At 35.1% G+C, this 22,071-nt stretch carries 16 protein-coding genes; 10 read left to right on the top strand and 6 right to left on the bottom strand.

Features of this window, described 5'->3' with window-relative positions:
• The first annotated feature begins 1 nt into the window (after position 1).
• Positions 2 to 604, top strand: a complete 603-nt coding sequence (gene gstA / locus MTZ49_RS05595) for a glutathione transferase GstA (protein WP_264747373.1) — start codon at positions 2 to 4, stop codon at positions 602 to 604.
• A 49-nt stretch (positions 605 to 653) separates the two neighbouring features.
• Here the strand turns inward: gstA and MTZ49_RS05590 are convergent, their stop codons facing one another.
• Positions 654 to 3,881: an autotransporter outer membrane beta-barrel domain-containing protein gene (locus MTZ49_RS05590; RefSeq protein ID WP_264747372.1), complete on the bottom strand. Its 3,228-nt coding sequence runs from the start codon at positions 3,879 to 3,881 to the stop codon at positions 654 to 656.
• Positions 3,882 to 4,260: 379 nt separating this feature from the next.
• Complete coding sequence (gene pmbA / locus MTZ49_RS05585; protein WP_264747371.1) at positions 4,261 to 5,607, bottom strand: metalloprotease PmbA; 1,347 nt, start codon at positions 5,605 to 5,607, stop codon at positions 4,261 to 4,263.
• 81 nt (positions 5,608 to 5,688) lie between these two features.
• Between pmbA and yjgA the strand changes: the two genes are divergently transcribed.
• On the top strand, positions 5,689 to 6,210 hold the full coding sequence (gene yjgA, locus MTZ49_RS05580) for a ribosome biogenesis factor YjgA (RefSeq protein WP_264747370.1): 522 nt from the start codon (positions 5,689 to 5,691) through the stop codon (positions 6,208 to 6,210).
• Between the two features lie 15 nt (positions 6,211 to 6,225).
• On the opposite strand, the gene tldD is transcribed toward yjgA, so the two are convergent.
• Complete coding sequence (gene tldD / locus MTZ49_RS05575) at positions 6,226 to 7,668, bottom strand: metalloprotease TldD (RefSeq protein ID WP_264747369.1); 1,443 nt, start codon at positions 7,666 to 7,668, stop codon at positions 6,226 to 6,228.
• A gap of 292 nt (positions 7,669 to 7,960) precedes the next feature.
• Between tldD and creB the strand changes: the two genes are divergently transcribed.
• Together creB and creC are read left to right on the top strand one after the other, a co-directional pair.
• Positions 7,961 to 8,647, top strand: a complete 687-nt coding sequence (gene creB, locus MTZ49_RS05570; RefSeq protein WP_264747368.1) for a two-component system response regulator CreB — start codon at positions 7,961 to 7,963, stop codon at positions 8,645 to 8,647.
• 22 nt (positions 8,648 to 8,669) lie between these two features.
• Positions 8,670 to 10,103: a two-component system sensor histidine kinase CreC gene (creC, locus tag MTZ49_RS05565; RefSeq protein ID WP_264747367.1), complete on the top strand. Its 1,434-nt coding sequence runs from the start codon at positions 8,670 to 8,672 to the stop codon at positions 10,101 to 10,103.
• Between the two features lie 100 nt (positions 10,104 to 10,203).
• Here the strand turns inward: creC and blaOXA are convergent, their stop codons facing one another.
• Positions 10,204 to 10,989, bottom strand: coding sequence for a class D beta-lactamase (gene blaOXA / locus MTZ49_RS05560; RefSeq protein WP_264747366.1), 786 nt, complete (start codon positions 10,987 to 10,989; stop codon positions 10,204 to 10,206).
• 152 nt (positions 10,990 to 11,141) lie between these two features.
• Between blaOXA and creD the strand changes: the two genes are divergently transcribed.
• The 4 genes from creD (at position 11,142) to fghA (ending at position 14,799) form a co-directional block, all read left to right on the top strand.
• The gene (gene creD / locus MTZ49_RS05555) at positions 11,142 to 12,500 is read left to right on the top strand and encodes a cell envelope integrity protein CreD (RefSeq protein WP_264747837.1); all 1,359 of its coding nucleotides are present in this window, start codon (positions 11,142 to 11,144) and stop codon (positions 12,498 to 12,500) included.
• The gene (locus MTZ49_RS05550; protein ID WP_264747365.1) at positions 12,493 to 12,654 is read left to right on the top strand and encodes a hypothetical protein; all 162 of its coding nucleotides are present in this window, start codon (positions 12,493 to 12,495) and stop codon (positions 12,652 to 12,654) included. The genes creD and MTZ49_RS05550 overlap by 8 nt, the downstream gene beginning before the upstream one ends.
• 178 nt (positions 12,655 to 12,832) lie before the next feature.
• Complete coding sequence (locus tag MTZ49_RS05545) at positions 12,833 to 13,945, top strand: S-(hydroxymethyl)glutathione dehydrogenase/class III alcohol dehydrogenase (protein WP_264747836.1); 1,113 nt, start codon at positions 12,833 to 12,835, stop codon at positions 13,943 to 13,945.
• 17 nt (positions 13,946 to 13,962) lie between these two features.
• Positions 13,963 to 14,799 carry an S-formylglutathione hydrolase gene (fghA, locus tag MTZ49_RS05540; protein ID WP_264747364.1) on the top strand — a complete coding sequence of 279 codons (837 nt, stop codon included), beginning with the start codon at positions 13,963 to 13,965 and terminating at the stop codon, positions 14,797 to 14,799.
• A gap of 496 nt (positions 14,800 to 15,295) precedes the next feature.
• Here the strand turns inward: fghA and MTZ49_RS05535 are convergent, their stop codons facing one another.
• Positions 15,296 to 15,625 (bottom strand): helix-turn-helix transcriptional regulator, encoded by a 330-nt coding sequence (locus MTZ49_RS05535; protein WP_264747363.1) that lies wholly within the window; start codon positions 15,623 to 15,625, stop codon positions 15,296 to 15,298.
• A gap of 811 nt (positions 15,626 to 16,436) precedes the next feature.
• Between MTZ49_RS05535 and MTZ49_RS05530 the strand changes: the two genes are divergently transcribed.
• Complete coding sequence (locus MTZ49_RS05530) at positions 16,437 to 19,982, top strand: hypothetical protein (protein WP_264747362.1); 3,546 nt, start codon at positions 16,437 to 16,439, stop codon at positions 19,980 to 19,982.
• A gap of 97 nt (positions 19,983 to 20,079) precedes the next feature.
• Here the strand turns inward: MTZ49_RS05530 and MTZ49_RS05525 are convergent, their stop codons facing one another.
• Entirely contained in the window at positions 20,080 to 20,565 is a 486-nt protein-coding gene (locus MTZ49_RS05525) for a GNAT family N-acetyltransferase (RefSeq protein WP_264747361.1), read from the bottom strand.
• A gap of 152 nt (positions 20,566 to 20,717) precedes the next feature.
• On the opposite strand from MTZ49_RS05525, the gene MTZ49_RS05520 reads away from it, so the two are divergent.
• Positions 20,718 to 22,061 (top strand): MFS transporter, encoded by a 1,344-nt coding sequence (locus MTZ49_RS05520; protein WP_264747360.1) that lies wholly within the window; start codon positions 20,718 to 20,720, stop codon positions 22,059 to 22,061.
• Positions 22,062 to 22,071: the final 10 nt, after the last annotated feature.

The raw sequence follows: 22,071 nt of genomic DNA, 5'->3' as shown, positions 1-22,071 counted from the left end.
TATGAAACTTTTTTATGCTCCAGGTGCCTGCTCATTATCACCTCATATGGTACTTTGTGAAGCGGGAGTTCACTTTGATTTAGAAAGAGTGGATCTCGCTACTAAAAAAACTGAGCAAGGTGATGACTATTTAAAAGTTAACCCTAAAGGACAAGTTCCTGCACTTTTATTAGATAATGGTAATTTATTAACTGAAGGGGCTGTGATTGTTCAATATATAGCTAACCATGCATCTAGCAAACATTTAATGCCCCCACAGACTGATTTCAAATATTATGAAGCTTTAGAGTGGCTTAACTATATTGCTACTGAATTACATAAAGGCTTTAGCCCATTATTTAATCCAAAATTTCCAGAGGATTTAAAACAAGCTACCCGTAAACAATTAGAAAAGAAATTGGCTTATGTTGACAGCCAGTTGAACCATAAAGATTTTTTACTAGGTGAGCAAATCAATGTTGCGGATTTCTATTTATATACCATTCTTACATGGGCTAAAAAAATGAATCTAGAAATGGCATCATTAGCCAATCTAACCCATTTTATTAAAAATATGGAAGAACGCCCTTCTGTAAAAACAGCACTGGCGGCTGAGAAGAAATAAGCTTTACAGAAAAAAGGGAAGATATTTAATCTCTTCCCTTTTAATAATATTAAAATTGGAAACGATAACCTAAATTAATTTGGCGTTTATCAAAGCGACTTCCATTAGCATAACTTACTTCACCATAAATATTATGTTGCTTATTAAGCTGTGCTGATACACCAACACTGGTTTCAACCCAACCACCTCTAAACTTATAGTCTTCTTTATAAGTATTCAAATGATAGGATGTATTACCTTTAAACTCCCTCACATAGCCGCTCTTTACTTGTAAATCAATTGGGCTATCCCCTTTTACAAGATTATAACCAACCGCTAACCTTGTGCTACCAATTAATGAGTCATAACTGCCTAACTTTACTCGTAAGCCATTACTCGCATTCACTTTATCACCTTGTTGATGACTATAAACAACCTGTGCCTGAGGCTCTAAGTAAAAAGCTGTCTGTTCAATATTAAAACGCTTACCTGCTTCTAGAGAAAGGCTGTAACCATCACTCTTACTTTTACCTTTAACACTATCCCCCAAACTATCTTTTACTGAGAAGTTATTTTTCATTCGATGATATTTTGCAACAGCATCCACATAAAAACCATTATTAGCAATATAGGTTCCATACATACCAAAATTGATACCCCTAACACCACCAGAACCATTATTTCTATAACGAGGGTCTGCATCACTATAGCCTGCCATTAAACCAACATATGTATCACCGTTATTACCAGTAATCAGTTTATCAATACCTAATTGCAGACCTGAATAGTTCATATGAAAACCACGTAATCCATGGTTAGTAGAAAATGAATTTAATTTACCTGCATAACTTCTAATCCACAAATTACCCTCTTGCCCTTGGTTACTTCTTAGCTCCCCCATTCGCTGGAACAAAGTTTGTAAATCAATATAAGATAATAAATAATTAGTATTTAAAAAGCTTATAGCCGCATCTGCTGAACTAGATTTTCTATTTAGAGCATATAATTGGTGAACTTTAGCACCTTGGCCATTTACGGTTGTGCGTAAACCATATTGAAAACCACCCTGCTCAACAGTATTTGAAGTAAAAGTTGCGTTTGCATTTGCTGTTGGGCTGTAATCTTCTACTACATCATAAAGTTCATTACCAGTTGTTGCCGCTGCACCATTATTAGTCAAAACTAATGAATACGCGCCATCTGAAGAACCTTGTGTAAGCGGTGAGCTAGAATCACCTATAATTATCTTATCACCTGTTTGCGCTCCCATATCAACATGCATCTTAAAACTTCCACCACCATTAGTTGATTGAAGCGAGTTAGTGATAAGGGTGCTATCTAGCGTAGGAACAAAATTAATTGTACTATCAGATAAATCTAAATCTGTAACTTGAGAGCTTGCTGTCATATCCCAAGTCATATTATTAGATAATGTTAATCCTATATTACCTGCTCCTGAGCTATTTGAAGCACTGCCTATTAGCTGGCCATTTTGTAAATCTAAATTAATTTCACCACTATTGGCTGCTGTAATATTACTTTCAATATATGTAATGCCGCTTGAAGTAAAATCAACTATCGTTCCAATATTAGCAACATTCATATCACCAATAACATGACTATCATTTGCCACATTAATGGCTAATTTACCACCAGTGGCATCAATAGCTAGTACATCATTACCCAGAGGAGAAGAAGAATTTAACAGCAAACTTTGTGTCTTAATATCTGATAATCCATCCGTAGTTCTAATATAAGCACCTGTTGCATCTTCACCTGAGGAACTAATTGCTAAAACATTCAAATCTAAATCAAGGTTCTTAATAGTAGATGAAGAAGAAGTAGCTGATACATTAATACCCACCACCTCTTCTGTATTCGTTTGGCTCTTCAACTCAATAGATATATAGTCTTTGCCAATTAATGTACTATCAGCCCCAGCAATATCCACACCGACCATGGAACTATTATTAGCTTGTTGTTCTAGTGTAATAGATGTATATCCATCTAACTCCACTTTTCCTGTATTATCTATAGCAATCCCTTTTACCCCTTTGCTAAACCCATTACTATTGCTAGTATCACTTGTTATTTGAATAATGGTATCCCGAGTAGCTAATGATCCAGCATCAACATTAATGGCCTTAGCAACAAGCTCACTGGCTGCATCCATTGTTATAGTTATCAGTCCTGTATTTATTAATTCAGAGCCTGAATCCACGTTAATACCAATAGCAGAGGAAATTGCCTGTTGTGCATTAAAACTAACCTTTAAATCATTACTAGTTAATGTTGAGTTATTATTAATATTGACCCCATTAACAATAGTATCTGTTGTACCACCACCTATATTACCATCGGCTAAAAAATCGACCCTTATATTACTTCCTGCAAAACTACCTGTATTATTCACTTTAATACCATGAACACCTTCATCATCACTTAAAGATGAGTTAGTAGTAGTTGCAATATCCCCTTTAGAATTAAAGGTAATTTGTGTTCCAGCTGAATTTTCTATTTCCGCATTTTTTACAAAAACACCTAATCCATTAACAATTTGATTATCCGCATTAATCTCAATCATTGCCATATTGTATTCAGCATGTAGACTTGACGTTGCAGCAGAAGTATTATTTTTAAACTTCATACCCACATAATTGCCAGAGTCATGATTGTCATCGATATTAATTGTTAAATGTTCTGCTGAAAAATCTATTGTTCCGTTGGCACTATTAGTTAAACCAATCCCATTTAACTGACCAGAATTTCCTGAAAAAGTGTTATTATTCTTAATCTCTATTCTTGTTTCACCTGTCAAATTATACTCTATGGTACTACCATTATTATTTCTATCGGTATAAATTCCATAAACAGCAGCTGTTCTATTTGCATTATTAGAGGCATCCATAGTAATAGTTAACTCATCAGCAGTTACTGTATTAGTAGTTTGCATACCACTGTCTGATCGAACATAGATACCCACTGTTCTATTATAAAAGTTCGTATTATCATTTGGCGTAGTTGCAGTGATATCAGCACCAATACTAGAGCCAGTACCTAAATTAATACCACCATTATCAATTAAAATAGTATCTGCCGCACCTGATCCACTAACATCTGTATTATTAACCTCAACAGAACCATTGCCTGCAATATTGACCTGAGCACCATTAGAAATATTTATTGTTGTATCTGTAGATTTATTTGATAATGTTGTGTTTGTTGTATAATCAGTTGCATAACTTCCTGTAGAAAAAATCAAGCTATTAATAACAATACATAGAGTTCTTAACTTCATTTTATTGCCTCTTTATCCATTACACAGCTAATAAGCTATATTTCTTTAACATTTCAAGAAATTATTAATAATTAGACTAGAGAGTGTATAAATAGGTACAGGGAAAATTTTCTAAAAGTTTTTATATCTTCTTAAAAAAATATAATTTTTGATTAAAGGTATCTTATGCAGAACTTCCTTAGTACCATCCTTTTAAAAACCGCCTAAACTTCCAAACACCCTCTAGGCAAACATTTGCATAAAATATTAATACTGTACAACTTTGGTTTAAAACACCAAACCAGATATCCATATAAGATTATTATCTATTGTAAATATAAGATTTACAATAGATAAGTTACAATTTCTATTGACCTATTTTATTAATTATTTATTTTGTTTAACTACCAGCTACAGCCATTTTTTCTATTAATACAGAACCTGTTTTAATATTACGGCGGGGGTCTATATCGTTACCTATAGCTACTATTTTGGTAAACATATCTTTTAAGTTTCCGGCTACAGTTACTTCTTGTACAGGAAACTGAATTTCACCATTTTCAACCCAAAAACCTGCAGCACCTCGTGAGTAATCACCTGTCACCATATTAATACCACTGCCCATTAATTCGGTCACTAACAATCCTTTACCCATTTGTTTTAGCAATGCTATTAAATTATCTGCACCATGCGAAACAAACAAATTATGGCAACCGCCAGCATTTGCGGTACTAGGCAAGCCCAATTTACGACCAGAATAAACACTTAATAAATAAGTCATCAACTGACCTTTATCAATAATCAACTTGTCATACGTGGCTAATCCATCGCCATCGAAACTAGTGCTATTTAAAGTTGCTTTTAAACGAGGTTTTTCTGTAATAGATAGCCAACTAGGAAATAATTGTTTTCCTATCGCACCTTCTAAGAAAGAAGTTTTACGATAAATACTCCCCCCAGAAATAGCCCCTAATAAATGACCAAATAACCCTGAGGCCACTTCTGCTGCAAAAATTACAGGCACTTCACAAGTAGGTATAGTACGAGCACCTAGTCGTTCTATTGTACGGTGTGCTGCTTTTTTACCTATAGCAGTAGCAGACTCTAGTTGTTCACCTGCTAATTTAACGTCATACCAATAATCCCTTTGCATTTGGCCATTCTCTTCACCAATCATGACACAGCTTATACTATGATTAGTGGAGGCATAACCACCGATAAAACCATTACTATTTCCGTAAACTCTACAACCATTCCATGTATTCAATGATGTACCATCAGCATTAGTAATACGTTTATCTGTAGTGAATGCTGCCGCTTCACACTCAAGTAATGTATTAATCGCTTGTTCTGGTGTGATATCCCAAGGGTAAAAAAGCTCTAAATCAGGTAAATCTTTTGCCATTTGCTCAGGTTCTGCAAGTCCTGCACAATCATCTTCAGAAGTATGCTTAGCAATTTCTAATGCAGCAGCTACAGTCTCTTGAATGGCTTTAGCATCAGTAGCCGTAGTACTTGCTGAAGCTTTTCTTTGTCCTACATACAAAGTAATACCGAAACCTTGATCTCTATTAAACTCTAATGTTTCCACTTCTTTTTGACGAACAGTAACAGCTAAACTCTGGCTAGTAGAAACTGCTACCTCACATGCTGTGGCACCTTGTTTTTTAGCTTCTGCTAGAATTTGCTCTACCTGTTTTTCTAAAACAGGTACAGTTGCTGGTCCTACACCATTTTCACTATTCATACTATTCCTCATTTAAAAACTCTCATAATAAACAAGCTATCTGTTATCATACTCACCATTATTTATTATGAGTTTATAACTATGTCTGATACTTCTGATGATGCCCTTTATGAAGAAAAGAGCAAATCCCAAGTAAAACGTGAAATGCACGCCTTAGTCGATTTGGGTAGAAAACTAACCACTCTTAAACAAGATCAGTTGGCTTTATTACCTTTAACCGATATGCTCCGCAAAGCATTGGCTGATGCGCCTAAACATAAATCCAATATTGCTAATAAACGTCATATGCAATATGTGGGTAAATTATTACGTGACCAAGATATCGACTTTATTCAATCTTTTCTTGAACAAATCGATAGCTCAAGCCGTGAATACAATGAGCGTTTCCACGCTCTTGAGCAATGGCGAGATCGCTTAGCTACTGAGGGTGATACAGCTCTAGAAAACTTTGTTAGTCAATATCCAGAAGCTGACCGACAGCACTTACGACAACTTATTCGCCAAGCCCAACAAGAAGCTGCAAAAGAAAAACCACCTGCGGCTGCTCGTAAAATCTTTAAATATATCCGTGAGTTGGATGAAATCCAGCGAGGTTTGCGATAGTAGCTACTGCTACTATCATATACCCGTTCCACCCACTGTTATTGCATCTATTTTTAAGGTTGGTTGCCCCACCCCTACAGGAACTGATTGACCATCTTTACCACAAGTTCCAATACCACTATCTAAAGCCAAGTCATTACCTACCATAGATACTTGATTCATTACATCTGGCCCATTACCAATTAACATAGCACCTTTAATAGGCGAGGTTAATTTACCATTCTCAATTAAATATGCCTCACTGGTGGAGAACACAAACTTACCGCTGGTAATATCTACTTGCCCACCACCTAAACTTGCACAATAAATACCATATTTAACTGATTGGATAATCTCTTCTGGATCACTTTCACCTGCTAACATATAGGTATTGGTCATACGTGGCATTGGTAAATAGGCATAAGACTCTCTACGACCATTACCTGTAGGTTTTTGTTTCATCAAGCGAGCATTTAGCTTATCGTGTATATAACCTTTTAAAATACCATTCTCAATTAAGGTCGTACACTCGGTAGGCGTACCTTCATCATCTACAGTTAAAGAGCCTCGTCTATCGGCTAAAGTACCGTCATCCACTATGGTACACAGTGAGGAAGCTACTTTCTCACCAATACGACCACTATAAGCAGAACTACCTTTACGGTTAAAATCACCTTCCAAACCGTGTCCCACAGCCTCATGCAGCAACACTCCAGACCAACCAGAGCCTAATACCACAGGCAGTGTTCCAGCAGGTGCTGGCACTGCCTCTAAGTTAACCAGTGCTTGACGTAATGCCTCTTTAGCATAGCTCATAGCCCGATCCTCAGTTAAAAAGTAACTATAATCTCTACGCCCACCACCACCGTGACTACCACTTTCTCTACGGCCGTTTTGTTCAACCACTATACTGACATTAAAGCGCACTAATGGACGGATATCAGCCGCTAAATCACCATCAGAAGAAGCCACTAAAATATGTTCCCAAACGCCTGTTAAGCTAACCGTTACTTGTTGTATACGAGAATCCAAAGCTCTTATGGCTTGATCAATACTCTTTAATAATGCTACTTTTTCTTCTCTTGCTACGGCTTCTAACGGGTTTTCAGCAATATAAAGTGAACTAGGGGCAACTTTAGCAAAAGTTTGTACACGACCAGTTTGACCACTGTTAACAATTGATTTAGCCGCAGTAGCTGCTTGTATCAAAGCTTCTTTTGTTAATGTATTACTAAAAGCAAACCCTGTTTTTTCCATTGCTTGCGAGCGAATACCCACACCTTGATCAACATTGAAAGTGCCTTGTTTAACAATACCATCTTCTAACGCCCAACTTTCGATAATAGCATGTTGAAAATATAAATCTGCGGTATCAATACCTTTACCTACTGCTACTGATAAAATACTTGGCAGGGTTTCAATATCCAAACCATTAGGTATTAATAATTGCTGACTAACTGCCTTTAAAAGATCACTCATATACTCTCCATATTTTGTGCAGTAACTTTCAGCTACTACTAAATAACAAAGCATCAGCCTTGTTATTTTAAAAACTACTATAGGCTATAGATTATAACATAGCGTTGCATTACTAAATTTAATAGCCTATTAATACTAAAACTATTAAGGTTATATAAGACCATTTCATAAGAAATCAATCAGTTATTACGTTTCATTTCTTTAACTTAACACAGTAAAACAATAAAGCTATTATGTTAAACTTACTATCAAACCTATTTAGCTTTGCTAATAAACATAACGGATATATCCAATGCCTCATATCTTAATCATAGAAGATGAAGCAGCAATTGCTGATACATTATTATATGCTTTACAAAGTGAGGGCTTTGAATGCACATGGTTAACACTTGGCAATAAAGCACTAGAGCAACACAAACAAACGCCTGCTGATTTGTGGATATTAGATGTAGGACTACCAGACCTTAATGGTTTTGAGGTTTGTCGTCAATTACGACGCTTCTCAGAAGTACCTGTTATATTTTTAACAGCGAGGGATAGTGAGATTGATCGAGTGGTTGGCTTAGAAATAGGTGCTGATGATTATGTCGTTAAACCTTTTAGCCCACGTGAAGTAGCCGCAAGAGTACGTGCTATTTTAAAAAGAACTACCAATACCTCTCAAAAAACAAATAGCCCTACTACAGATGATAAATTATTTTCTGTTGATGAAAGCGCTTACACTATCTATTTACAACAACAGCCAATCAATTTAACTCGCCATGAATTTAACTTATTCCGCTATCTACTCTCTCAACCCAAACGTGTTTTTAGTAGAGAGCAATTACTAGATGCGTTGGGTATTGCCGTTGATGCTGGATATGAACGCAATATTGATAGCCATATTAAAACACTTAGAGCCAAAATAAGGGAAATAGATAGCAACTTAGATGTTATTCGTACTCATCGCGGCTTTGGCTACAGCTATGACCCAAACTAATTATTAATACAGTAAAGATAAAATGGCATTAGCAAAACGTATATTTCTATTCTATTTCTTGTTTGTAGCGCTTTGTGGTTACTTTATGGTGAATTTATTTTCTAATCAAATTTATCCTAGCATTCGCCAAACCACTGAAGAAACCTTAGTAGATACGGCCAATTTATTAGCAGAAATCGTTAGTGACGATCTGCAACAAGGTAAAATCAACCAATATTATCTACAACACCGCTTAGCTGCTTATCAAAAACGTGATCCTAATGCTTCTATTTGGGGAATAGCCAAAAATTCAGTAGCTATGCGCATTTATATTACCAACGATAAAGGCATTGTGCTATTCGACTCAACGGGTAAAGAGGTTGGCAAAGACTATTCACGTTGGCGTGATGTCTATTTAACCTTACATGGTGCCTATGGAGCACGAACTACCCAAGAAAATCCTAAAGATGATAAATCAACCATTATGTATGTTGCCGCACCTATTAAGTATGAAAATAAAATTATTGGTGTACTCACGGTAGGAAAACCAAATATCACGGTTAGTCCCTATATCAATAAAGCTGAATCAAGGTTAATCTTTTTTGGTGTTATCTTACTTATCGCTAGTCTAGCTGTAGGTGCCCTATTATCATGGTGGCTTGGTGCTTCACTTCACCGTTTCACACTTTATGCAAACGCCATTAGTAAGGGGGAACGAATTAAAGCGCCACAGTTCTATGGCGGAGAATTGACTCAACTAGCTAAAGCACTAGATAAAATGCGTGGCGAACTTGATGGTAAAAACTATGTAGAACGTTATGTGCATACCCTAACCCATGAGTTAAAAAGCCCCTTAGCAGCCATTCGTGGTGCTACAGAGTTATTACAACAAGATATGCCGATTGAGAAAAGAACTCTCTTTCTAAAGAATATCGATAGTGAAAGTGAACGCTTACAAAAACTAGCCGACCGTTTACTGAATCTCAGTATGGTTGAACAACGTCAAACTTTGGAAGAAATTAACACTATCCCTATACTACCACTGATACAAAAACTATTAGCCAGTAAGTCTTCACGTATTGCTCAACAACAGCTTAATGTAGAAGTGAATATTGATGAGCAATTAACCCTTCAAGGGGAAGTATTTTTATTAGAACAAGCATTATCTAATATATTGGATAATGCATTAGACTTTATTGCTGATCAAGGACTGTTAAAGATTAATAGCAAGATAACTAATCAACAACTTGCAATTAATTTTTATAATCAAGGTGCTAGTATTCCAGACTATGCTCTTAATCGCTTATGTGAACGTTTTTATTCTTTAGCTCGCCCAAAAACTGGGCGTAAAAGCACAGGGCTAGGCTTAAACTTTGTACAAGAAGTGGTACTTTTACATAAAGGACAACTTTCTATTACAAACTATCAAGAGGGTGTTTTAGTCACCTTATCTTTTCCTATAGCTATTTCTATATAATTTTAGACAAGGCGAATGACTGAAGACAGTACAATTAGTACGACAACGTCATTCAACGACGTATAAAAATATTGCGCAATAACTATATTTAAAAATAAACTTATAAAATACCTAATAGCTTAAGCGATTGTTTAACTATAGCTATGCGCTTACTAATATCCTTTTTAGGCTCTAGCATATCTATATTTAATGCAAAGCTATAAATTTTCCCTTCTTTTTCTACCCAACCGACAAACCAACCTATATCAGGTTGATGATTATCTGCCCAACCTGTTTTGCCATGTAGTTGCCAGTTTTCCCCTTGATCTAATAATGTAATTTCATGAACAGCTTGCTGTACTTTTTTATCATACGGCAATTTTTGTTGTGCTAACTCAGCTAAAAAAATAGCTTGTTCCACCGCACTAATTTTTAAAGGTCCAACTAGCCAGAAATTATCCACTACTTGCCCTATATTCGTATTACCATAATTTAATAGCTTAATATTTGCCTGCATCTTTGCAATGCCTATCCTTCTTGCTAATTCCTGATAAATAGGGACATTAGATACTTTTATAGCCTCCCTTAAACCCATATCTTGTTGCCATGTTTTAATGGGTTGAGGCTTACCACCATAGGGTAATTTTTCATCAATATCCTTCACTGTTTTAGTTGCTAAACCAATTAAACTATTTATTATTTTAAAGGTAGAGGCAGGAATAAAACGTGTATTAGCACGAATTTGATTACAGCCAATCAGTTGGTCTTGCTGAACGTCATAGAGTACAAAAGTACCTACCACATTATTATCAACAAATAACCTTTCTATCTCACTATTATCTTGCCAACTTTTGCCATAACTGACTTGTATAAATAAAAATATAATGCAAAAAAATAACTTGTTCATTGTATAGATTCTTTAATGATTAAAATTAACTGCTTTTATCATAAATAACCCCCCATACAATTTCCACAAAAACCCCATATTCTTTTCATACAAACTCCATAACGACTGTAGATACTGTTATTAAACATTACTAAAGGAGTTCTATTATGCATATGCAGCGGCAGCTGGCTTTCAAGATTATTACCATTTTACTGTTAATCGGTTTACTACTTATTCCGATCACCATGATTTATGGGCTTATTAATGAGCGCATGTCATTACGCAATAAAGTAGTTAATGAAATAGCCCAAAGTTCGGCACTGAGTCAGACAATTACAGGGCCTTTGATAATTGTTCCCTATACTAAAACTTATTATGTCAATAATGATAAACAATACCATCAGCAGCGAGGAACACTTTATTTCTTTCCTGAGTCTTTTAACTTAACAGGAGACTTAAATGTGGAAAAACGTAAACGTGGTATTTATGAAGCTAGACTCTATCAACTAAATAATGAGATAACAGGCAATTTTAAAATTCCTGAAAATTTCGGTATAGAAAGTAATTTAGAAAATTATCAATTTGAACAACCTATTATTGCTGTAGGTATTAGTGATATTAGAGGTATTAGTAATAATTCTAAGTTTATCTTTAATAAACAAACATTAGCTATTAATCCTGGCACAGAAAACTCCAAATTAGGTTCTGGAATCAATGGCAAACTAGACTCCACCTCTTTGCAAAAAGGGGGCGATTATAGCTATGCTATTCAACTCAGCCTGCAAGGAACGTCTAGCTTCAATGTTTCACCCATTGGTAAGGAAACTAATGTAACACTAACTAGTAATTGGCCTCACCCTAGTTTTGATGGTAATTTTTTACCTATTAAAAGAGATGTTGCTAAAAAAGGCTTTACCGCAGATTGGCAAACCAACTTTTTTGCTAGTGATATGGAAAGTAAGTTTAAAGATTGTTTAGTTAAAAATAACTGCCATCAATTTTCCAATAATAATTTTGGTGTTAGTTTAATAGACCCTGTTGATCAATATCTAAAAAGTAGTCGTGCAATTAAATATGCCATTTTATTTATTGGTTTAACATTCTTTGGTTTCTTTCTTTTTGAAATTATTAAAAGGCTTGCTATCCACCCTATTCAATATTCTTTTGTGGGAATATCACTGGCTTTATTCTTTTTATTATTACTTTCACTATCAGAACATATAGGTTTTGCTTTAGCTTACTTATGTTCAGCCATTTCCTGTATAGCAGTTATTGGATTCTATGTAACAAGTATTCTCAACAATATAAAACAAGGGCTAATCTTTACAGTTTCATTAACACTCCTCTATATCATGCTTTATGTACTGCTCAATGCAGAAGATTATAGCTTAATCATGGGTACTATTTTAGTGTTCAGTATCTTAAGTATAGCGATGATTATTACCCGTAATCTTGATTGGTACAAAGTAGCCAGCCTACCCAAAGTTAACAAAACTCATCCATTAGCAAAAGAGGAAACAATAAATGACTAAGGTTCGTGGACTTCGAGAAGATATTCAACTAGGCCTCGCTCTAAAACAACATATGGAGCAATGGTTACTAACGACCTATCAAACTACTACTCAACAGATTACAACAATTGGGCTGTTATCTATAAAACAACAAAAACAAGACAAAATCAACTAACAAAAATGATGGGTAAAGTTAGCAACTAACTTTACCCATTAGCTCTCTTCTAATATCTCACATACCAAACTTAATAATCGTTATATACCATTAACTTGTTAATCATAGCGTTACTTTTATTAAATAGATTAGAATAAATACTTTTAGAACAAGTAATCTGAGGAGAGATAACATGAATATGATTAAAACTCGTGCGGCTGTAGCATGGGCTCCCAACCAGCCCTTATCTATTGAAGAAGTAGATTTAATGCCTCCTCAAAAAGGTGAAGTACTTATTCGTATTATGGCAACAGGTGTTTGTCATACCGATGCTTATACTTTATCTGGCTCTGATCCGGAAGGAATATTTCCTGCTATTTTAGGACATGAAGGAGCGGGTATTATTGAAGCAGTAGGTGAAGGTGTTACTAGTTTAGCAGTGGGAGACCATGTTATTCCTCTTTACACCCCAGAGTGTGGTAAATGTAAGTTTTGTCTTTCTGGTAAAACTAATCTTTGTCAGGCTATCCGTAGTACACAAGGCAAAGGTTTAATGCCTGATGGCACTACCCGTTTCTTTAAAGATGGTAAACCTATTTTCCATTATATGGGAACATCTACCTTCTCAGAATACACGGTAGTACCTGAAATTGCAGTAGCAAAAATTAGCAAAGATGCACCTTTAGAAAAAGTTTGCTTATTAGGCTGTGGTATTACTACAGGTATGGGAGCAGTAACTAATACAGCAAAAGTTAAAGCAGGCGACACAGTAGCTGTATTTGGTTTAGGGGGCATTGGCTTGGCAGTAATTATGGCTGCTAAAACAGTAGGTGCCAGCCGTATTATTGCTATTGATCTTAACCCTAGTAAGTTTGAATTAGCCAAAAAACTGGGGGCTACAGATTGCATTAATCCCAAAGATTATGACAAACCAATTCAAGATGTTATTGTAGAAATGACAGATGGTGGTGTTGATTTCTCTTTTGAGTGTATTGGCAATGTAAACGTAATGCGTTCTGCATTAGAGTGCTGCCACAAAGGCTGGGGAGAGTCCGTTATTATTGGTGTAGCAGGTGCAGGTGAAGAAATTGCAACTCGACCATTCCAGCTAGTGACTGGCCGTGTATGGCGTGGCTCTGCTTTTGGTGGAGTAAAAGGCCGTTCACAATTACCAAGTATTGTTGATAATTATATGCAAGGACAATTTGATTTAGATGACTTTATCACCTATGAATTACCACTAGATGAAATCAATAAAGCTTTTGATCTCATGCATGAAGGAAAATCAATTCGTACAGTAATTCGTTATTAAAGAATAGGAATGCCCCAATGAGCCTAACAGAACTAGAAAGCCATTTATCTTTTGGCGGTGAACAAAAAAGATTTAAACATTTTTCCTCCACATTAAACTGTGACATGAATTTTTCTATCTACTTGCCCCCACAATATAAAACACAACCATTACCTGTTCTTTATTGGCTTTCTGGGCTAACCTGTACTGATGAAAACTTTACCACTAAAGCTGGTGCTCAAGCTTATGCCGCTGACTTAGGGCTTATTTTAGTTATGCCCGATACAAGTCCTCGTGGTGAGCAAGTTGCTAATAATGATGCCTATGATTTAGGGCAAGGTGCTGGTTTTTATATCAACGCAACTGAGCAGCCTTGGCAACAGAACTACCAAATGTTTGATTATATCAGTGTAGAGCTGATTGATTTAATCGATAATCATTTTAATACTAATGGTAAACAGTCTATTGCAGGTCATTCAATGGGTGGTCATGGAGCATTAATGCTAGCATTGCGTCATCCTGATCATTATTGCTCTGCTTCTGCTTTTGCACCTATTGTAAATCCTAGTCAAGTTCCTTGGGGACAAAAAGCATTTAGCCATTATTTAGGTAATGATCAAAAAGTTTGGCAAAACTATGATAGTTGTTTCTTACTTGAGCACTATCAAGCTGAGCCTTTTCCTATCTTAATCGACCAAGGAACAGCAGATAACTTTATGCTTGAGCAGTTACAACCCGAAGCTTTTGAAAAAATTGCTATAAACCGAGAATGGCCTTTAACACTCAGGTTACAACAGGGATATGATCATAGTTATTACTTTATTGCTAGCTTTATTCAAAGCCATTTAATATTTCATAAAGAAAATCTTTGCTAAGACATTCATTTATTTCAAACTTAAAAATAGTTTTATATTACCTAAAAATATTATTACTTATTTTAGTAATAATATTTTTACTATTCCTTCCATTCTCTAAAATGTCTCTGCAAGCCCTCCTCAAAATTAAAGAATATGTTATATAAAACAATTACGTTATAAATAATCAATCTATTTATATTCTAAATTTATATAGTTTTAGAGATAAAAGTCCCCCATGCCAACTTGAGAAGTTAACTCCTCAAGTTGGTAGCTATATATCAACTATCTTTACTTAAAATATCAAGTAATACCCTATTCAACTCAAGTTGATTAGAAAATTTCTGATAAATTCATGTCTTCATACTTAATAAAACTAGACACTTCTAAGTAAACAGCTATAAACCAAAATTGGTTTTTGATCTTCAAAATATAATAATTTTATTAATCTTTTCTATCAAAAAACCGCTTAAAACTTCACAGGTGAAAACCCCTCTTTATCTAACTTTAATACTAATTAATCTTTTAGTTTTAAAGCCGCTTTATATAGCTTAACTAATTGCTGCTCACTAGCAGAATATATGAAATCAACAAGGAAATGTCTGATATCTTCTGTTACAGAAATTTCTTTATTTCCCCCTATATCAGGAAACAAATCCTGAATAGGCACTTTCAATGCAACAGATAACCTGTATAAGGTATCCATTGCAGGATAATAGTCGCCTTTTTCTATACGCCCAAGAGACTTGGGATCGATACCTATTTTTTCAGATAACGATTCTTGTGAAAGTAACTTTAACTTTCTTATACGACGTATTTGTTGGCCGACATCTAATATGTTAACCATTTAAATAAGCCCAGTATTTTTCTAAATTAGGAAATCATTGGTATCCTCTTGCCAAACCTTTCCTTTATTCCCCCTTTTACCAAATCAAAAACCTTAATTGATTTTTGAAATTTTAACAGATGACTTTTATGAAATATCTACTACCAAAAACGATTAATGTTTTCTATACACCCGAACAATTTAAAGTTAATACCTACATTATTAATTACAAGTTCTTAAACAATATTTTTAATTTACCTATGTAATTTATTTACTAATAAATACATTTTATACAAGCATTTAATTAATTAAATTAGGCTTTTTAATTATGGAACGTTATCACAACCATAAAAAACCACCTATAAAGTATCTTTTTTTAAATAAATATTACCATATACATGTTATTTTTTTAGAAAGTTGTGCTAAAGTTTTTATAAACAATTGTTTATGGTTATATTTTATATCTTTAAGAAATTAATTTGATACCTATCTCTTTGTATGATAAAGCTTAATATACTTATATAGCATAATGGCTGGCTAATATATTTTTCCTAATTATCCAATTGTATTTTCTTATAAAGAATCGTTATCCCCATCACAAAACATATTTATAACATATGAATTTTAAAAAAAAAGTTACCCTTCACATGTGTTTTTTTTTAAAAACTATGCTAAAGTCTAACAAACAGTGACTTAATGTTATTTTTAAAGAAAAATTTCGTTTATAACAGTAACTATTTTGCAAAAAGGTAATACGGCCAAGATTTATGGGCCTTGAGTGTTGTTGTGAAACAAACGTTTTATAACAATACATATTAAGAAGGATTTAGACATGGACAGACGCCATATAAAAGCACTACTAGCTTGCTCATTAATTAGTTGCTCTACAATTAGCCATTCAGATGACTCTGAAATATTCTTCAGCAAAGATCTATCTACCACTAAACCGAATATTATTTTCCTATTGGATATCTCAGGTTCCATGACTAGCGTGTTAGGCACTAATAAAACTAGACTAGATGTTCTAAAAGAATCTATGGAAAATATATTAACCAGTGACGATATTAAAGGTCTTCGTATTGGTATAATGAGTTTTGCTACAGGCTTTTATCAAAACTATCAAGTTGTTGATCTTGATAGTATTGATACATCAAAGGACGTTGTGACCAAAACAACATCAAGTAATTCAGGTTATACTATATTAACTCAGCCAATAATAAATGGCTTAGATAATGGCTACCAATTATCACCTACTACAAATAAAGCTGTTCTTGCCCTCAGGAATGCCTTTAATGGAACATCGACTCAATCTTATGCAACATCAAATACCACAACTATTGGCTATCGTTTTAATAATATCTTAGTCAAAAATGCAACTACTGCTGGTATTACCTCAACTACAGCTATAAAAAAAGCTCAACTCAAATTTTATAGAACAACTACGACTGCTATTAATTTTTCTATCTGGACAGATCCTGAAATAAATGCTCCACAATTTAGACCTTTTACCAATTATTTTAGAGGTAGAGTTGATTCAAGTGGTTCAGCTATTACTTGCACTACTTCATCAGGAACAGGAAGCCAATATGTTACCTGCGATGTAACGGATGCTGTCAGAAATAAAATTAGCCAAGCAGACTGGCAAGATGGTAATGCTATTGCCTTTTATCTCAGACCATCCATAACGACGACTATGTATTTTAGTACGAGTACTACTGCAGCTTATCGTCCTACACTAGAAATTGAAGTAGAAAATTCTTTGGTAGCAGATAATAGCAAAACTTATCGAGATGATTTGTTGTATACCACCTTCGGACTTTTTACAACGGGCAGTACCCAAATTGTTGAATCCATACTTAATGTTGCAAAATATGTAAGCAATATTACTAAAACGTATAGCACAGCGACTAAAGGGCCTTATCATGTTCCTGCATATGGTACAAGTCCTTTACAAGAAGGATGTCAGCTAACTCATTTAGTTCTTATGACAGATGGTGAGGCAAACTATGCGGGCTATGTTAATACGGGCTATTACATGACTGGAGCATCTGGGTCTTGCCCAATATATACCGATAGTGAAGGCGCAACTATTGCCGATCATTATGCAACCACATACGAAAGATGTGGACGAGCGTTAACCTCTTGGATGGCAAGGCAGAGTCAATCTGATTTAGAGGGTGGTAATTATATTAGAACCCATGCTATTGGTTTTACATTATCTAGTACTAGTAACGCCCAAAAATTTATTAATGACCTTGCATCATATGGCATGGGTAAATCTTATAATGCTAGTAATGCATCTGAACTAACTGAAGCATTTAAAGATATTGTTAGTGGTGCATTACTTGTAGATAGCCCTAGTACTAGTGGTCAAGTAACTATGAGTCCTCAGACTAAGTATAAGCAACGTAATGAAGTATATTACGCACTTTATAAATCTGAAAACTATGATTACTGGCCTGGTAATATGAAAAGCTTTCAAATGAAATATATAGAAGCCACATTAACTGGTGGAGAAATAGGACAACGTGCAGTTCTCTATGATACCAAAGGCGCCTCAGCTCTTAACGCAGATGGCTCAATAAAAAATACAGCTTCCAGCCGTTGGTCTACAGCAGATGGTGGTAATGTTGACCAAGGTGGTGTTGTAGCTCAGTTAAAAACTCCTGCATTAAGAAATGTATTCACTATAAATGGAACAACTACTGAAGAATTAAGAGCCTCCTCTAGCTTAACCAATACTGATTTAGCATTATCTGGTGATAATCAAGATAATGTTCGTAAAGGGTTATTAGACTTTATTCGTGGCTATAAATATTTTGCAGGTGGTAGCACAGAGGAAAATACTAAGAAAATAGGTGACTCAGCTAAAAGTGGAGTAAATCTTGCTACTTATGGTTGTGCCTCTGGAGAAACTATACTTGAATGTGATTTTGCTGACTTAAACCAAGTTGCGTTGTTGGCTGGTAATGATGGTTTTATCAGAGGATTTGATGTGACTTCTGGGCAAGCTTTGTATGAGTATATGCCTAAAGAGATGTTGCCTATCATCCAACATTTACAAGCAAGAAAAACTTTATTCATCAATGAAGTTAGAAATTATGGTATGGATGGTAATATTATTATTTATCATGATGATAAGAACAGTGATGGATATATTAATACAGGTGAAGATGCTTTTGCTTATGTAGTCTCTGGACGCGGTGGTCCTTACTTATACGCACTTAATATTAGCAATAAAAACTCGCCTAAACTGGCTTGGATGATTAATAATACAACAGCTGGTTTTACTAAATTAGGTGATACATGGTCTACACCTGTATTAGGTAAAATAGATATAGAGGGAACAATAACTCCTGTACTTATCTTTGGTGGCGGCTATGATAAATCACAAGATGATAATCCAGTTCGTCATGCAGACACTGTAGGTAATGCTTTATATATTGTTAATGCCAAAGACGGTAAGCTAATCTGGTCTACCTCATCGAATATGAGTTATAGTATTCCAAGCCCTGTTGCAGTGGTTACAGATACTATTGATACATCTAGTGCAACTGATAATTTAATTACAGATCTCTTTTTTGGCGATATGGGTGGACAATTATGGCGCTTTAAAGTCAATAATGGTAATGCCTTAAGTAATTTAATAACCTCAGGGGGAGGAGAGAATGGTATTGTAGCCAAATTTGCTACTGATGATCTGAAAGGCTCCCGTAGATTTTATTATGCTCCTGTAATTACTGAGTTTTCATCAGAAAATCTCAAAAACACATTGTCTGTTAGCATAGGCTCTGGCTATAGAGCTCACCCCTTATCAACAGATACAGAAGATAGAATCTATTCCTTACGTCTTCCAAAACTAGTTGACTCACCTACTGGTACAGTGATTACAGAAGATAATTTAGCTGTTACCTCATTAGATGGTCAAACATTAACTAATGAAGACAAACTAAAAAATGGTTTTGTTATTAGGCTAGGTACATCTGCTAATTCAGCTGGAGAAAAGGTTGTTTCTGCCGCATATGCTGACTTTGAACGTATAGTTTTTAATACCTATACTCCTACTAAAACAGTCACAAAAAACTGTGTTCCTGGTTCAGGCACACAACGGACTTATAACTTTGATATAGCAACAGGAATATCTTTATTAACAGAAGCTTATTTAGAAACTAGTGTTTCTACTTTACCTCCAGATGTAACTGCCTACTGTAATGGTAATTTCTGTACCATTGCTCCTGGACTAGGACTCTTATCAGAGGATAATCCTTTACCTAAAGGGAAAGATAAAGATCCATTTGTTCCTGATGCTAAGGGTAAGTTTAATAAAGGAATATGGCAAAAAGTAAGCTGGACAGATAATTTCGATCTCGATATTTAGTTAGTAAATAGTATTGTATTTATAAAAGTAGCCCATTGCCTGAGTACTTCATCCTCACTACCAAAAGTACTCAGGACTTTTTAAACATCATCCCATCTTAACTGACTAATTTTTTTAACGTACTCTCAGTTAGCCTATACACAGTCCACTCATCTTGTGGTTTAGCACCTAACGACTCATAAAATTCAATAGCTGGCGTATTCCAATCAAGCACACTCCACTCAAAACGACCACATCCCTGCTCCACCGCCATTTTTGCTAAATGCAATAGCAACTGTTTACCAATCCCCTTACCTCTTTCACTTTCTTTCACATACAAATCTTCTAAATACAGCCCTTTTTTAGCTAACCATGTCGAATAGTTATAAAAATAAATAGCATAAGCCACTATTTCACCTTGGTCATTTTCACAAACTAACGCTTCAGCAGTTGAGTCGTCAGAAAATAAAGATGATTTAATAGTTTCTTCTGTTGCTAATACCTCATGCTCTGCCTTCTCATAAATAGCTAACTCTGTTATTAACGATAAAATAGTTGCCGCATCGCTAGATTTAGCATTCCTTATTATCAATTCAGTAGCCACGATCCAATACTCCTAACGCTCTATTACAAAATATTTATTATAACAATAAAAAATACATACTAAGCTGATTTTACCTATTGTAGAATAGTATGTTTAAAACTACCCCTCTATAATCAGAACTTCTTTTCAATAAAACTACAGCTATCAATGATATGACTAACAACCCTATTTACACTTTCCCTGCCATTTATTTAGCCACTATTTTAATGCTTGCAGGCTCTGGCCTTTTTACTACTTATCTTGGGTTAAGACTTACATCCGAAGGTGTCAGTGAAATGCTTATTGGCAGTTTAACCACTGCTTTTTATGCAGGCTTGGTAGTAGGCGCCAAAATAGGTCATAGACTTATTGCTAGTTTTGGACATATCCGCTCCTATGTAGCCTGTGCAGGCTTAGCAACAATTGCAACATTAGCTTATGTATTAATTGAGAATATTACTGTATGGGTAGCACTACGTTTTATTATCGGTATTGTAATGATGAACCAATACATGGTTTTAGAAAGTTGGCTTAACGAACAAGCAGAGGAAAACCAACGGGGTATTGCTTTTGCTGGTTATATGATTGCCACTGATTTAGGATTAATGTTAGGTCAAGCTTATCTACATCAATTTCCTACTCTAGATTTTAAACCACTTATTATGATTGCAATGCTATTCGCTGCCTGTTTAATTCCCATTGCAATGACACGCCGTGTTCACCCTGCAAAACTAGCCACTGCGCCATTAGAGATTGGTTTCTTCTGGCAAAAAGTTCCACAAGCGCTAATTATGATTTTTTTAGTAGGAATCATGGTAGGCTCTTTCTATGGCTTAGCTGCTGTTTATGCTAAAAAGAGTGGCCTAGATACTTCTAATGCTAGTTTATTTGTGATGGTCTGTATTGGTGCAGGCTTCTTAGCACAATGGCCTATTGGTTGGTTATCTGACCATTTTAACCGCGCTAAACTGATCCGTATTAATGCTTTACTTTTTGCAATTTCTACTATTCCTTTATGGGGTTTTATTGAGCTTCCTACTTTACTAATGATGGCTTGTGGATTTATTGGCGGTATATTTTTATTTACCTTCTATCCCTTAGCTATTGCTTTTGCTAATGATAATGTTGAACAATCAAAACGTGTAGCATTAAGCGCCTTATTGCTATCTGCCTATGGTATAGGTGCAAGTATCGGGCCTATTCTTATTGGTACATTAATGGAATATTTTCGACCTAGCGCATACTATATCGCTAGCTCAATTGCAGCATTACTTATTGCAATATGGGTAAAACCTAACAAAGTCAAATATGCAGAAGATGGTCCTTTACAGCATGTTGTTGTTACTACAACTATTTCTACAGTAGGCGCCACTCTTGATCCACGCATTGATGAAATTCCTGAAGAATTAATTATAGATGCTCCACCAACCATTGGCAGGTCAGACGAAATAACTAATGTAGATGAAGAAACTACCGAAACAGATCAACACTTAAATCCACCATCTGAGGTAAAATAATAGTTAACAC

It is taken from the genome of Entomomonas sp. E2T0 (assembly GCF_025985425.1).
Lineage (GTDB): Bacteria > Pseudomonadota > Gammaproteobacteria > Pseudomonadales > Pseudomonadaceae > Entomomonas.
This window is presented reverse-complemented; position numbering and strand designations above follow the sequence as displayed.

Excerpts from the sequence above, each read along its gene's own strand:
- creD (WP_264747837.1), top strand. The coding sequence starts at position 11,142 with ATGCAGCGGCAGCTGGCTTTCAAGATTATTACCATTTTACTGTTAATC.
- MTZ49_RS05520 (WP_264747360.1), top strand. The coding sequence starts at position 20,718 with ATGACTAACAACCCTATTTACACTTTCCCTGCCATTTATTTAGCCACT.
- MTZ49_RS05545 (WP_264747836.1), top strand. The coding sequence starts at position 12,833 with ATGATTAAAACTCGTGCGGCTGTAGCATGGGCTCCCAACCAGCCCTTA.
- fghA (WP_264747364.1), top strand. The coding sequence starts at position 13,963 with ATGAGCCTAACAGAACTAGAAAGCCATTTATCTTTTGGCGGTGAACAA.
- gstA (WP_264747373.1), top strand. The coding sequence starts at position 2 with ATGAAACTTTTTTATGCTCCAGGTGCCTGCTCATTATCACCTCATATG.
- blaOXA (WP_264747366.1), bottom strand. The coding sequence starts at position 10,989 with ATGAACAAGTTATTTTTTTGCATTATATTTTTATTTATACAAGTCAGT.
- MTZ49_RS05550 (WP_264747365.1), top strand. The coding sequence starts at position 12,493 with ATGACTAAGGTTCGTGGACTTCGAGAAGATATTCAACTAGGCCTCGCT.
- yjgA (WP_264747370.1), top strand. The coding sequence starts at position 5,689 with ATGTCTGATACTTCTGATGATGCCCTTTATGAAGAAAAGAGCAAATCC.
- MTZ49_RS05530 (WP_264747362.1), top strand. The coding sequence starts at position 16,437 with ATGGACAGACGCCATATAAAAGCACTACTAGCTTGCTCATTAATTAGT.
- pmbA (WP_264747371.1), bottom strand. The coding sequence starts at position 5,607 with ATGAATAGTGAAAATGGTGTAGGACCAGCAACTGTACCTGTTTTAGAA.
- MTZ49_RS05535 (WP_264747363.1), bottom strand. The coding sequence starts at position 15,625 with ATGGTTAACATATTAGATGTCGGCCAACAAATACGTCGTATAAGAAAG.
- tldD (WP_264747369.1), bottom strand. The coding sequence starts at position 7,668 with ATGAGTGATCTTTTAAAGGCAGTTAGTCAGCAATTATTAATACCTAAT.
- MTZ49_RS05590 (WP_264747372.1), bottom strand. The coding sequence starts at position 3,881 with ATGAAGTTAAGAACTCTATGTATTGTTATTAATAGCTTGATTTTTTCT.
- creC (WP_264747367.1), top strand. The coding sequence starts at position 8,670 with ATGGCATTAGCAAAACGTATATTTCTATTCTATTTCTTGTTTGTAGCG.
- creB (WP_264747368.1), top strand. The coding sequence starts at position 7,961 with ATGCCTCATATCTTAATCATAGAAGATGAAGCAGCAATTGCTGATACA.